This window comes from Paenibacillus sp. FSL H7-0442, assembly GCF_038593105.1.
Classification (GTDB): Bacteria; Bacillota; Bacilli; order Paenibacillales; family Paenibacillaceae; genus Paenibacillus; species Paenibacillus polymyxa_D.
In genome coordinates, this window is sequence record NZ_CP151963.1 from 3,293,818 (window position 1) to 3,306,887 (window position 13,070).

General features: G+C 48.2%; 12 protein-coding genes. All 12 read right to left on the bottom strand.

Translation table 11 applies throughout. The features are described 5' to 3' along the window. Positions 1-37: 37 nt before the first annotated feature. Positions 38-1,339, bottom strand: coding sequence for an amidohydrolase (locus MHH57_RS14335; RefSeq protein WP_209947382.1), 1,302 nt, complete (start codon positions 1,337-1,339; stop codon positions 38-40). After that, on the bottom strand, positions 1,326-1,979 hold the full coding sequence (locus MHH57_RS14340) for a redox-sensing transcriptional repressor Rex (protein ID WP_209947380.1): 654 nt from the start codon (positions 1,977-1,979) through the stop codon (positions 1,326-1,328). Before MHH57_RS14340 ends, MHH57_RS14335 begins: the two co-directional genes overlap by 14 nt. 43 nt (positions 1,980-2,022) lie before the next feature. Next, positions 2,023-4,890: an ATP-dependent DNA helicase DinG gene (gene dinG, locus MHH57_RS14345; protein ID WP_209947378.1), complete on the bottom strand. Its 2,868-nt coding sequence runs from the start codon at positions 4,888-4,890 to the stop codon at positions 2,023-2,025. A 157-nt stretch (positions 4,891-5,047) separates the two neighbouring features. Further along, positions 5,048-5,680: a tetratricopeptide repeat protein gene (locus tag MHH57_RS14350; protein ID WP_209947376.1), complete on the bottom strand. Its 633-nt coding sequence runs from the start codon at positions 5,678-5,680 to the stop codon at positions 5,048-5,050. Positions 5,681-5,762: 82 nt separating this feature from the next. Further along, the gene (gene panD, locus MHH57_RS14355) at positions 5,763-6,146 is read right to left on the bottom strand and encodes an aspartate 1-decarboxylase (protein ID WP_013371641.1); all 384 of its coding nucleotides are present in this window, start codon (positions 6,144-6,146) and stop codon (positions 5,763-5,765) included. Beyond that, positions 6,139-7,077, bottom strand: coding sequence for a pantoate--beta-alanine ligase (gene panC / locus MHH57_RS14360; protein ID WP_069011505.1), 939 nt, complete (start codon positions 7,075-7,077; stop codon positions 6,139-6,141). Before panC ends, panD begins: the two co-directional genes overlap by 8 nt. Further along, positions 7,074-7,982 carry a 3-methyl-2-oxobutanoate hydroxymethyltransferase gene (gene panB / locus MHH57_RS14365; protein ID WP_039271112.1) on the bottom strand — a complete coding sequence of 303 codons (909 nt, stop codon included), beginning with the start codon at positions 7,980-7,982 and terminating at the stop codon, positions 7,074-7,076. The genes panC and panB overlap by 4 nt, the downstream gene beginning before the upstream one ends. 346 nt (positions 7,983-8,328) lie before the next feature. Continuing rightward, a complete protein-coding gene (locus MHH57_RS14370) occupies positions 8,329-9,303 on the bottom strand; it encodes a biotin--[acetyl-CoA-carboxylase] ligase (RefSeq protein WP_029517364.1) in 975 nt (324 codons plus the stop codon). Next, positions 9,296-10,618: a CCA tRNA nucleotidyltransferase gene (locus tag MHH57_RS14375; protein WP_029517363.1), complete on the bottom strand. Its 1,323-nt coding sequence runs from the start codon at positions 10,616-10,618 to the stop codon at positions 9,296-9,298. The genes MHH57_RS14370 and MHH57_RS14375 overlap by 8 nt, the downstream gene beginning before the upstream one ends. A gap of 55 nt (positions 10,619-10,673) precedes the next feature. Further along, positions 10,674-11,837 (bottom strand): N-acetyl-alpha-D-glucosaminyl L-malate synthase BshA, encoded by a 1,164-nt coding sequence (gene bshA, locus MHH57_RS14380; protein ID WP_029517362.1) that lies wholly within the window; start codon positions 11,835-11,837, stop codon positions 10,674-10,676. A gap of 84 nt (positions 11,838-11,921) precedes the next feature. After that, the gene (bshB1, locus tag MHH57_RS14385; protein ID WP_029517361.1) at positions 11,922-12,614 is read right to left on the bottom strand and encodes a bacillithiol biosynthesis deacetylase BshB1; all 693 of its coding nucleotides are present in this window, start codon (positions 12,612-12,614) and stop codon (positions 11,922-11,924) included. Beyond that, on the bottom strand, positions 12,614-13,048 hold the full coding sequence (mgsA, locus tag MHH57_RS14390; protein ID WP_029517360.1) for a methylglyoxal synthase: 435 nt from the start codon (positions 13,046-13,048) through the stop codon (positions 12,614-12,616). The genes bshB1 and mgsA overlap by 1 nt, the downstream gene beginning before the upstream one ends. Positions 13,049-13,070: the final 22 nt, after the last annotated feature.

A 13,070-nucleotide genomic window follows, 5' to 3' on the forward strand; every position in this document is an offset into this window, starting at 1 on the left:
ACCCGTGCTTCCTCTCTAAGGGGATGTGACACCTGAATTAGCGCGACAGCAGCCCTTCAAAGGCGGCTTGTGCCTCATGTTTGATACGTTCCTCGTCCATAGTCAGGCATTCGCCGTTTTTCACAACCTGACGACCGTCTACCCACACATGAGCCACGTCCTTGGCGCTTGCAGAGTATACCGCATGGGAAATAAGATCTGTACGCGGCAAGAAATGTGCCTGATTCAGATCCAACGCGATAAAGTCAGCCTTGTTGCCTGCTGCCAACGCTCCTACTTCTTTTAAACCAATCGACTTTGCACCGTATTCTGTTGCCAGACGCAGCGCTTCACTTGCAGGAACTGCCGTAGGGTCACCGGATACACCCTTGTGAATAAGTGCTGCCAGACGCATTTCCTCGAACATATCCAGGTTATTATTGCTGGCAGGACCATCCGTTCCGAGAGAAACCGTAACCCCTGCACGCAGCAATTCAGGCACTCTTGCCACACCACTTGCCAGCTTCAAGTTGCTGCCAGGATTGTGGGAAACCGCTACACCACGTTCTGCCAGTAAAGCTATTTCTTCGTCGTTCAAATGAACGCCATGGGCAACAAGCGAAGGACGGGAGAAAAAGCCAAGCTTATCCAAGTGTGCAACCGGACGCAAACCGTAGTCGCGTACGTTTTGCTCTACTTCGGCGATCGTCTCAGACATGTGCGTATGCAGTGGCAAGTCCAGATCATGCGCAGCTTGTACGAATTTTTCAATAAACGCAGGTGGACATGTATATGGCGCGTGCGGAGACATCATCGTAGTAATACGCCCGTCTGCTTTACCGTGCCAGTTACGTGCAAAAGTCACGGCCTCTGCCAGCTTGATTCGCTGTTCTTCCTCCGAACATAGTCCAATTGCTCCACGCATCAGACTTGCACGAATACCTGACTCTTCAGCCACACGAGCCACTTCATCCATATGATCGTACATATCGAGGAAGGTTGTTGTTCCACCTTTCAGCATTTCCAGCACAGACAAGGACGTACCCCAGTACACGTCTGTAGAAGTAAACTTGGCTTCCATAGGCCACATTTTTTCTTGAAGCCATACTTGAAGTGCCAAATCATCTCCATGCCCACGCAGTAGAGACATCGCCGCATGACCATGAGTATTGATCAGACCAGGTAAAAACAATAGCCCTTTACCATCGATCGCTTCCGTCTCTTCCTCACCCGCAGGCAAGGTTTCGCCAATATAAGTAATACGACTATCCTCCACAATCATAAAACCATGGACTACCCCTGCTTCTGGTCCATTTATGGCAAAAGATCCGTTTTTAATCATCCATTTATTCACTGTCATATTGGGTTTCTTCCTTTCCGTCCTCCAAATAATAAGCGAGGCTAAGCAAATCAGTTGTAAAGTCTGTGGCATGAATCCGAATGTTGGCTGGTGCCTTGAGAGTAGTCGGTGCAAAGTTCAGGATCGCTCCAATTCCGCTCTCAATAAGCCTGTCAGCCACGTGCTGTGCTTCAAAATCAGGTACGGTAATAATCCCGATTCGAATGTGTTTTTCTTTCACAGTCGCTTCCAGTTCATCCATCGGTTGCACGACCAATGTATTGATCTTGGTTCCTACCTTATCCGGAAACGCATCAAATACCGCTACAATCTTCATATTGTCTTTTAAATAAGCGTTATAATTCGAAAGGGCTTGCCCCAGATTACCCGCTCCGACCAATACTACATTAATTTGTTGGTCGATTTTCAGGATATGGCGTATTTTCTCAATGAGATAAGAAACATCATAACCAATACCCTTCCGACCAAAATCTCCAAAATAAGCAAGATCTTTACGGATTTGGGCCGGGTTCAAATCTAGCCTCTGTCCCAACTCTTGAGAAGAGACCGTAGCCACCTCCCGTTTGTGCAGTGCATTCAGATAACGTAAATATACGGGTAACCTCCGTACGACAGCCTCTGAAATTTTATCTGATTTCATACTTGCTCCCCCTAATTGTAACGAACATACTTATGTCCGTCCGTTATGCCTCTGTCTCCGGGGCGGATTGGAGCCATTCGGCGATGCGGGGCACCATTTGCTCCGATGGCATATGCTCCATTTTTGGTCCCGGTAACGAGTACAAAAAGTGCTTTCCGTAATAGGATTCAATCACACGCGTATCATAAACGATAACGACCCCGTGGTCGTTCGCTGTACGTACCAACCGACCAAATCCCTGTTTGAAGCGAATGACCGCTTGCGGTACAGACAGCTTCATAAATGGATTCTTCTTCTGCTGCTGGAGCAGTTCGCTTTTTGCCTCCAGCAGCGGGTGATTCGGCGGTTGAAACGGCAAGCGAACAATGGCTAGACAAGTCAGAGCCTTCCCCGGAATATCGACGCCTTCCCAGAAACTGCTGGTCCCCAGCAATACAGAAGCTTTCGCTTCCTGAAACCGGCGGGTTAGCTTGCTGCGACTTCCACTGTCCACACCTTGTCCCAGCACAGTAATTTCGCTGGATGCTAAGGCCTCTTTGAGCGGCTCATACACTTGCCGGAGCATCCGATAGGACGTAAACAGAACGAGCATTCTCCCACGTGTCGCCTGAGCAGTCGCTCCTAGAGAGCTAACGAGCATATCTACAAAATGCGCATCTCCTACACTGCCCTTCACACTTGGGAAATCCCGTGGAATAACCAGCAACACCTGATCCCTGTAATTAAAGGGTGACGGGAGCTGCGAAGTCATCAGCCGCTCTTGATCTGCGGCCTCCTGTAAGCCGAGCTGATCGATCATGTACTGAAACGACTTATCTACCGACAAGGTAGCAGAAGTCAGAATAATGCTTCTTTTTTTGTCAAAAAACATTTCTTTCAACTGGCGGCTCACATCGACGGGTACCGCATAAAATTGCAATGATTTACTACGGAATTGCCCGCTCGCCTCGAGCCAGTATACGGTTGTTTCATCATCGAGTCGGATAAAAAAGCGCAAATTTTCTCGAATCCCCGCCAAATCCTTGAGCAGACCCGTGATATCTGTAATAAGGCTATCCGCCGCATAATCGTCATGTTCTTCCTTGACGTCCAGCATCAGCTTGTCGCCCTTGCGCAAAATTTCGCTCATTGTTACATATAGCTGATTTTCCAAAGCTCCCGCCTGATCCCACTTTGCAGGCTTGGCCGAAGGTTTGAGACGGGAAGAAAACTGTCCTGTTTCACCCGGTGTCGCATCACTTCGCTCCGGCAACATGCCAAACAGTTTGTCGCTTAGCAGGTCCCAAGTTTCCTTCACCTCTAACACGAGCGGATACAGCTGATCAATGGTTGAGGCCCAATCTGCCGACTTCTCGTGTCCCGATTTCGCCAACTGTTGACGAAGTGAAGGCAGTTGTCCATTCTTGCTGTCTTTGAACAGTCGCGTCAGTGTATGCACGAGTGTGAAATATTTCATATGCATACCTAGGTGTTTACCAGCTACTTCCTCCAGGTGATGGGCTTCATCTATCACCAGATGTTCATAGCTCGGCAATAACTGATGACTGGCTTTGACGTCTGTGAACAACTTAGAATGATTCGTAATAACAACATCCGCTATTCCTGCTTCATGGCGTGCACGATGATAATAACATTTGCGGAACCATGGGCAAGAACGACCAAGACAGGACTCTGAATCACTCGCCACCGTTTCCCAGAAATCCCCTCCACGGTTGCTCAGATTCAGTTCTTCATCATCACCGGTTTCTGTTAGCGTCAACCAGACGATCATCTGAGCCGCTGTAATTAAATCTTCCTTCGGTGTCGCGAAGTCTCTTCTATTTATTTTATGTTCAAACTTACGCAGACACAAATAATGTCCCCGACCCTTGAAAATAGCAGCCCGGAACGGAAACGGAATCACCTTGGTCAGCATCGGAATGTCGCGCTCGCGTAATTGCTCCTGCAGGTTGATCGTATGTGTACTCACCATAACGCGCTGTCCCTTTTTCACACTGTGATACAGCGATGGGAGCAAATAACCCAGGGACTTCCCTGTTCCTGTACCTGCTTCAATCAGCAGATGCTTGTCTTCACTCAGTGCCTGATTCACACCCTCAATCATCTGTATCTGCGCCTCGCGCTCCTCATATTGGCTCAAGGATGAACGCAAATTGTCCCGCACATCATCCATGTACTCCTCAAAGGAAACACCTGACAGTGGATTCGGGTCATCTTCTCTACGCGGAGCAGCTAGCTCCGTCCAATCTTCCACTTTTAGCGCAAGCTGACGAAAAAACTGATATCCCTCCAAATCCTGAATAGGATCAAGCTCTTTCTCTTCACGCACCCCATCAAGAAACCATCCAAGGTCACTGTCTTCCTCTGCAAACAAATCACTAAGCCGCTGTATCGTTATCAGAGGTAATGCTTGAAGCTCACCCAGACACTTTAAAAACACCTCAGCCGTAGCCAATGCGTCGCTGTCTGCTTGGTGAGGGCGATCATGTGCCAGCCCGAACTCAGAAGACACAAAACCCAACTGATACGAAGATAGTGATGGAAACATAATTTTCAGAAAATCCATTGTATCCAAGATTCTTCCGCTAAATGGCAAGTATCCGCACCGATCCAGAGCGTTTTGCAAAAAATTAAAATCAAACGCCACATTATGACCGACCAGTACAACATCGTCCAGCATAGGCACAAGCTCCATCATCATTTCTTCAAGTGCAGGTGCATCCTTCACGTCATCGTCTGTAATTCCGGTCAATCCAGTGATAAAAGGTGGAATAGATCTGCCAGGGTTCACATAAGAGCCGTAAACACGGGAAATGCTGTTATCATGATCTATAATTGCAAGTCCGACTTGAATGATGTCATCCGCGGACTGGGTGCCTGTCGTTTCAAAATCCAATACCGCAAATTTCATTCGGGCTTAATCCTTTCTTATGACACTTACAAAAATAATAACTCCGTATATTAGCATAGCAGAAGATCGCGTGTTTGGAAATTAAGACAGCCAAAAAAGACGATGCATACGCCGCCTCAGGAGGTGGGCATGCATCGTCTTACTCGGTGTCTGACAACTACATCCAGGTCATTATGGAGCTGTCGTATCGAAGCTTTTCGGTACCGGACAAACAGGCTTCCATATTGTGCAGCGGCTCGGGTAACGCAGGATCGAACTGATGTGCGAGAGCAAAACATTTTTGCGCCTCCTCTACGTCAGCCTGCTTTGCCAACAGACAGCCTAGCGCATTATAGATGACCGCTTTTAGTCCTGCCTGCTCAGTCAGGTCCAGCACCTTCTGAAAATGGTATACAGCTTCTGCTGGATCATCTAGTTGAAAATAGGCCATTCCCATATACATGCGACTCTGCCAACTGTTCGGAAAATGCTGTAGTACCTGCTCAAATTGTTGGATCGCCTCAGGGTACATAAGTAATCGATAATACCCTTGCCCCCGACTAAAAGCCGGCAGCTCTTTTTCAGGCAGCTCCGTGTCAGACATATCGGTCTCCGCGGAAAAGCCGGCCGCACGCAGGCACACCATTTTTTCCTCAAAGGCCAGCCACTCATCCATAATTCCGTCACTCATTCTCCGCAGCAGACTCCAGTGCTGTAGCAGCTCCTGCCTGCGGGAGCCCTGGGCTGATGGGTAATGCTTCACGATATCATCTAACATGCTGTTCATTTCTGCGAATACATGCTGGAACATGTGCATCCCGCCCTTATGAAAGATGGATTAATACACTCACATTTTTCGCTTAAAAGACGGGTTTCATCCGCACTCCCATTCATTACATGATCGTCGCATGTACTTCTTTGTTCATCGTTTGGGCTGGTTTATTATGTTCATCAACAAATACCACTGTTGGTTTGTATGTTTTGGCCTCTTCATTTGACATGGAAGCATAGGAAATAATAATGACTGTATCACCAGGCTGCACCAAACGAGCTGCCGCACCGTTGAGACAGATCACACCGCTCCCACGCGGTCCGGGGATAACATAGGTTTCCAGTCGAGCTCCATTGTTATTGTTTACAATTTGAACCTTTTCATTCTCCAACAGATCCGATGTCTCCATGAGATCTTCATCTATAGTGATACTCCCCACATAGTTCAGGTTAGCTTCCGTAACCGTAGCGCGGTGAATTTTGGATTTCATCATAGTTCTAAACATGGGAAAGCACCTCCGCCTTCTGTATTCTTATATTGTCAATCAGTCGGGTACTGCCAAATTTTACAGCTAGCGCTACGATGATGTCTTCCTGAACATCACATAGCCGCTGCTCGGGAAGAAGGGGCTCCAGACCGGGAAAAGTTAAAATTTCAATGTAATCAATGTCTGCTAAAGGAGAGGAAGTAATGGTGGACTCCACCATTTGATGTAACTGACGAATCGTAATTGTGTTTGTTACAATATCTTCGCTCACTTCTTGCACCTTACGCAGTGACTGGGACAGCACCAATGCCTGCTCGCGCTGTTCTGCACTTAAATACACGTTACGGGAGCTGAGGGCCAAACCATCCGCCTCTCTGACGATGGGACAAGGTACGATAGTCACGTTCATATTGAGATCAGTCACCATCTGCTGGAGCACAGCAACCTGCTGTGCGTCCTTCATCCCAAAAAAGGCCAAATCAGGACCTATCATGTTAAAAAGCTTGGCTACCACCGTAGTCACACCATCAAAATGGCCGGGACGGGAAGCACCGCACAAGCGATCTGTCAAAGCGGATACACGAATTTTGGTTTGGGTTGGTTGTGGATACATTTCTGCTACAGTTGGCAAAAATACAATATCCACGCCCTCACGCCGTGCTACCTCCAAATCACGAGCTTCATCGCGGGGATAGCTTTCCAGATCTTCATTCGGTCCAAATTGGATCGGATTTACGAAAATGCTAAGCACCACCGTATCTGCCATTTCACGCGCCTTGTGCATCAAGCTCGCATGTCCTTCATGCAGGTATCCCATCGTTGGTACAAAGCCGACTTTATGTTGCAGTAAAGAGGCAGAATCGTGTACCGTTTTTGCTCCATTGGCTCCAAGTTGCCGACGTTCGGCAATAACCTTGCGTAGTTGAGCCACTTCTCTTACGATGATCATGACTGAGATTCCACCTTTTCCTTAGCTTGTTTCTGCGCTTGTCCTTTTGCCTGTCCGTACAAGGACTCCAGGGACTCCACAACACGGTCATCCGCGCTGAATACATGCTCTGCGGCCGGGAATGCCCGCCCTTTCACATCACTCACATACTGCTCAATGCTGCTACGGATCAAGCCGCCTACATCGGCATAGGTTTTAACAAAGCGTTTGCTGAAATAAGGAGATGCGTACTGAATCAGATCGTGATAAACAAGTACTTGACCGTCACATCCACGTCCTGCACCGATTCCAATGGTTGGAATGGAAAGTTCTTTAGAAATCGCCGTTGCCACTTCCTCAGTCACCAATTCCAAGACAATACCAAAGGCACCCGCCTGCTCTAATGCCTTGGCATCTGCCATCAACCGGCGTGCGTCTGCTTCGTCCTTACCTTGAATGCGATAGCCACCAATTTGATTAACTGATTGCGGAGTAAGCCCGATATGTCCCAGCACAGGTACACCTGCCTGAACAGTCGCTTTTACGACATCGGTAATTTCAGCTCCGCCCTCCAATTTAACAGCATGCGCATGTCCTTCTTGCATCAGACGGCGGATGCCTTGAAGACTTTCGGATATGCTGCCGTGATATGTCATAAAAGGCATGTCCGCTACGATAAATGTATTCTCAGCGCCTCTTGCAACTGTCCGGGAATGGTACACCATATCATCCAAGGTCACAGGGATGGTCGAATCGTAACCAAGAACTACGTTACCCAGCGAGTCCCCCACGAGAATGATGTCAATTCCCGCCTCCTCGGCTATCTTAGCCGATGGATAATCATAGGCGGTCAGCATACTGAGCGGAATGCCCTCCTGCTTCATTTTTTTCATTTTTACAATATTCAGCGCTTGTTTTCCTGCCATCGCGAATGGCTCCCTTCCATCTTTTTTTGGCACAAAAAATAACCTTTTATGAACGCCTGTACATCTGCGTCATCAAAAGGTCCGAACAGCCAAAAAAGACACTCATTTTGAGATCGTCCCTTCTGTCTCGGTCCTGTTCGGCTCAGAGCAGAATCCAACGTAACCTTCAAATGAAGTTATGATGGTCTTACAAACTTGCTAAAGTAGAGCAATGTGCCCTTGGAGTGCAGCTCGGACCGTCCGATGCCGCCTCCTGCACAGTATAACAAAAAACATCAGCTTTTTCACGTGAAGTTTCACACAGGAAACAGAAAGATTGTGGTCGTATACTCAGCTAGGGTCGCTTCTACAATTGTATATCCCCTGAAATAACCTGAATCCGCTCACCCTGGTTCGTTTCTATCACTAGTGCCCCTGAAGGGTCCAAGCCCACCGCTGTACCTTCTACCGCTATCCCTTGTCCCGTATGTGCCCGAACGCTGCGGTTCATCGTCACGGATAACGCCTCCCACAGCATGGCTATGGGCTGGAACCCCTGCTCGGCATACAACTTACTTAGCAGCTCCATTTCTTCCAGAACTGCAGCAATCAGTGCAGTACGGTCAATTTCAAGCCCTGCTTCTATTTTCAAGGATGTCCCTACATGGGATAGCTCTTCCGGGTAATCTTCTTTATTTAAATTTACGTCAATGCCGACCCCTGCAATACAGTAGCGGACCCGTTGATCCTCTGTTGCAGATTCCAACAGAATACCGGATACTTTGCGACCATGAATCAACAGATCGTTTGGCCATTTGATTCCTGCCTCCACACCCGTCAGCCGACGAATGGCTCTACACACTGCTACACCTGTAAGTAGCGTTAGCTGGGGGGTAAAAGCTAAGGGCTGGGTGGGGCGCAATACAATGCTCATCCATATCCCTTTGCCGCGAGGGGAATACCATTTACGTCCCTGACGTCCCCGACCCGCCGTCTGTTCTTCTGCCAGCACTACCGTTCCCTCCGGCGCATCCTCTTCTGCTAAACGCATAGCATCCTGCTGAGTGGATACCGTCGAATCCAGCACTATGATACGCTGGCCAAACGATTGTGTAGTTAATAGATCTGCCAATTTGGATACTTCCAATCGGTCAGGCCGAGATATCAACCGATAGCCCCGGCGCGAAGAGGCATCGATATTATAACCCAGCTCACGCAGTTTGTTGATTTGCTTCCATATTGCTGTGCGACTAACGGAGAGGCGTCGGCTAATCTCCTCACCAGATACGTAATCGGATGAACCTTCCTCCAGTATGCCTAACAGTCTATCATGATTATTCACTACTCATCACCCGTTTCACTTCCTGAAGCAATGTTTCTGTTTCATTCGGGATATCTCCGCAAGCGACCGCTTGTAAAAGCCTTTCCATCATCTGCCCCAGCCAAGGTCCACCTGGTCGATTCATTGCCTGAACCAGTTCATTTCCAGTAATATTTAAATCTTTGATACGAACGACGACAGCCTGCTGTGTCCACGAGTTTGCCAGTTCGGCAATCTTCTTCACATGCTTTTCTACCCACGGTGGTAATCCACGGAACGAAGAAGGCAGTGTCTTGTGAAGCTCCAGCCAGTCTGAAGCTGTATCCTTTCCCAGCTTAATTAACAATCGAATCCAGTTACGACGCAGTACCTCGTCGTTGATAGGGTCAGAATCTCTCGAAACAGAGTTGTCAGCTATGGCAACAGCATGGCTGATGAGCTCGGTCTCCCATTCCAATAAATGAACCAAACGCAAACGTACGGCGTTGGAAAAGGTCCAAGCTCTTAATAGCTCGTCCGCTGCCTCGGAGCTAAGTCTACAAGACATAAGGAGCAGACCCCACCGTAGCTCTGCTGGCAGCTGCACGATCTCCTTGAGCGCCTGTGCGTCACATTGTTCCCAGGGAACCGGAACCTTCGTACAGCCAAGCAATCCGCTACGTCCCAGCATCTCCAATCCACGTAATGGGTCAGGCCCCGCTAGCATCTTTTCTAACTCGACTCGTACCCGTTCCATGGCTATATATCGAAGTCCCTCTCTGCGACGGATCATACCTTTCCAGGTATTGTAGGCCACCCGGAACCGAAATACAGAGGCAAAACGGATGCAACGCAGCATTCGCAGCCCGTCCTCCTCAAAGCGTTCCTCAGCTCGTCCCACACAACGAACGAGAGCAGCTCGCAAATCGGCTCCTCCCCCAAACGGGTCCACCCGCTCTCCGTGTTCTGCCATCGCAATCGCATTCATAGTAAAATCCCGTCGCATCAGATCCTCACGGATATCCTTCACGAAGGCAACTTCCGTTGGACGGCGGTGATCGGCATAACCGCTTTCTGTACGAAAAGTGGTCACCTCGAACGCATGGCCACCCTGCATAACCGTTACCGTCCCATGCTGGATTCCTGTCGGAATAACATGAGGGAATAGCGCTAAGACCTGTTCAGGCTCAGCCGAAGTGGTCAGATCCATATCATGAATAGCTCGTCCTAATATCTCATCCCGCACACAGCCGCCAACCCAGTAAGCTTCGTGGCCTGCTGCTGTTAGTGTATGTATGACCTCTCTGCCATGAAGTGCCATCTCTTGGTCAGCGCATTGCCAAGTATTTGTATTCATAGGGTTTCCCCCTTTGCAAGTATTCAATATAAAAAACGGACGCGAGTCCGCCCCCTTAAACGCTGATCGGTTTAAGATCCGGCACCTCGCGTCCCAACACACGGTAATAGATTTCTTCATATTGACGGGTAATCAGCTCATCACAAAAAACGGTACGGGCGCGGGTCAGACACGCTTCACGGAAACGTTCCGCCATCGCTTCATCGGACAACAGCTCAACTGCATAATCAGCCATCGCCTCAGTATTACCAATTTCAGCAAGATACCCCGTACTTCCATGCACAACGAGTTCAGGAACTCCTCCGGCCTGAGAACCGATTGTCGGCACTCCACAGGCCATTGCTTCCAGCGCAACCAAACCAAAACTTTCTTTTTCCGAGGGAAGCAGCAGCACATCCGCCATAGAAATCACTTCTGCGATCTGATCCTGCTTACCTAAAAAGAAGACCTTGTCTTGAAGTCCTAAATCCTCAATTTTGCAACGGATTTTTGGTAGATCCGGTCCTTCCCCCACCAGCAGCAGCTTCGCAGGCACTTTTCGTTGCACTCTTTCAAATATATCCAACACATCGCCCACCCTTTTGACAGGACGGAAATTGGAAATATGCATCATTATTTTTTCATGCGGTTGGGCAAAGTCTCTTCTAAGCGCAGCGGCATCTCGTGGATAATACACCCGTTTATCTACAAAATTATAGGTTAAATCAATAGGCCGTGTAATTTCCAGCGCATCTATCGTCTCCCGAATCAAATCTTTGGAAACCGCCGTCACAGCGTCACTTTTGTTAATAGCCAGCCGAATCAGGTCCTTCAACGACTCATCCTGTGCCAAGACTGTAATGTCCGTACCGTGTAGGGTGGTTACCACCTTCAGATGATCACCCACCATTTCCTTCGCCAAGTAAGCGCATACTGCATGTGGTACCGCATAATGAACATGGAGTACATCCAAATTCTTCATTTGTGCGACTTGGGCCATTTTGGTCGCCAGTGACAAATCATAGGGCGGATATCTAAACACGTAATAATCGTTAATTTCAACCTCATGATAAAAAATATTTTTCTGAAACGTCCCGCCTAATCTGAACGGAATGCTATTGGCAATAAAATGAACCTCGTGCCCTTTTTCTGCCAGCAACTTGCCCAGCTCAGTAGCCACTACGCCGGAACCACCCAGCGACGGATAACAGGTAATCCCAATTTTCAGTTTGTCATTCAAGCTAGCTGCCTCCTTCCGCTCACCAGTGATAACTTTTCTGCCGATTTATTTTAACACTCTGCAAAATGCTCAAGTATAGAATTCTTATGTGAATAGCTTAACCAGATATGGCGTTTTGGACGCAAAGCCTTCCGCATACGAAATCAATTTGCGCTGACCCAACAACGAGTCGCGAGCTTTTACGCGTTCCACATATCCCTGATTTAATGGAGTGGATACTGTATCCTTTCCAGGCGCTGCCTGAAATTGCGAAGCATAACTCAATAATGACTGTTCCTTGACTTCATAATGCTCGGTGATATCCACAATCAAATCCGTTCTGCCAATATCATTGATAAAATAAAAATATAATTGCTCTACCTGTACCGCAGGATTTTCTGGCATAAAACGTCGCAACTTCGCGTTAAATACCGCTTCCTCCACCAACTTGCTACACATGACATGGTCTGGATGCCGATCCTCCCAATAAGGAGCGAATACGACTTTCGGTGCATGGCGCCTGATTTCTGCTGTAACTGCAGCTACATGTTCAGGAGTTACATATAATCCACGATCAGGCAGACCCAAATTCGTCCGCACAGCAAGCCCGAGCACTTTCGAAGCATGTTCAGCTTCTGACATACGAGTATCCACATCACCATTGGATGACATTTCAGCCCGCGTCAAATCGCACACGCCCACCTTTAAACCAGCGGCTGTATGCTTGGCAATCGTGCCTCCCATTCCTATTTCTGCATCGTCAGCATGAGCTCCGAAAATCAGGATGTCCAGCGTCATTATATATCACCCTGCTGGTCAATGCCCGGTTTATATTTATGTACCAGCTCACGCCAAGCAAAATCGCCTCGGTCCAGCGCTTTCACCAGTATTTCAGCAGTTGCAACGTTTGTTGCCAAAGGAATCCCCTGCACGTCACACAAACGTAACAAGGCACTAATGTCCGGCTCATGCGGTTGTGCCATGAGCGGATCACGCAAGAATATAATCAAGTCCATGTCATTTTGCGCAACCATAGCCCCGATTTGCTGATCTCCTCCAAGCGGCCCGGACATGAAACGGTGAATTTCAAGCTTGGTTTGCTCCATAATGCGCAGACCTGTTGTACCTGTTGAAAATAACTTGTGATCTGTAAAAACATGCTCATAGGCCGTTATGAAATTTACCATTTCATCCTTTTTTCGGTCATGCGCTATAAATGCAATCTTTAACATTCGAAGTTCCTCCTGCCTCATT

Coding starts and splice junctions, on each gene's coding strand:
- panC (WP_069011505.1), bottom strand. CDS start 7,077: ATGATCATCGTAAGAGAAGTGGCTCAACTACGCAAGGTTATTGCCGAA.
- MHH57_RS14375 (WP_029517363.1), bottom strand. CDS start 10,618: ATGAATACAAATACTTGGCAATGCGCTGACCAAGAGATGGCACTTCAT.
- MHH57_RS14335 (WP_209947382.1), bottom strand. CDS start 1,339: ATGACAGTGAATAAATGGATGATTAAAAACGGATCTTTTGCCATAAAT.
- bshB1 (WP_029517361.1), bottom strand. CDS start 12,614: ATGACGCTGGACATCCTGATTTTCGGAGCTCATGCTGACGATGCAGAA.
- mgsA (WP_029517360.1), bottom strand. CDS start 13,048: ATGTTAAAGATTGCATTTATAGCGCATGACCGAAAAAAGGATGAAATG.
- panD (WP_013371641.1), bottom strand. CDS start 6,146: ATGTTTAGAACTATGATGAAATCCAAAATTCACCGCGCTACGGTTACG.
- MHH57_RS14340 (WP_209947380.1), bottom strand. CDS start 1,979: ATGAAATCAGATAAAATTTCAGAGGCTGTCGTACGGAGGTTACCCGTA.
- MHH57_RS14350 (WP_209947376.1), bottom strand. CDS start 5,680: ATGTTCCAGCATGTATTCGCAGAAATGAACAGCATGTTAGATGATATC.
- panB (WP_039271112.1), bottom strand. CDS start 7,982: ATGGCAGGAAAACAAGCGCTGAATATTGTAAAAATGAAAAAAATGAAG.
- dinG (WP_209947378.1), bottom strand. CDS start 4,890: ATGAAATTTGCGGTATTGGATTTTGAAACGACAGGCACCCAGTCCGCG.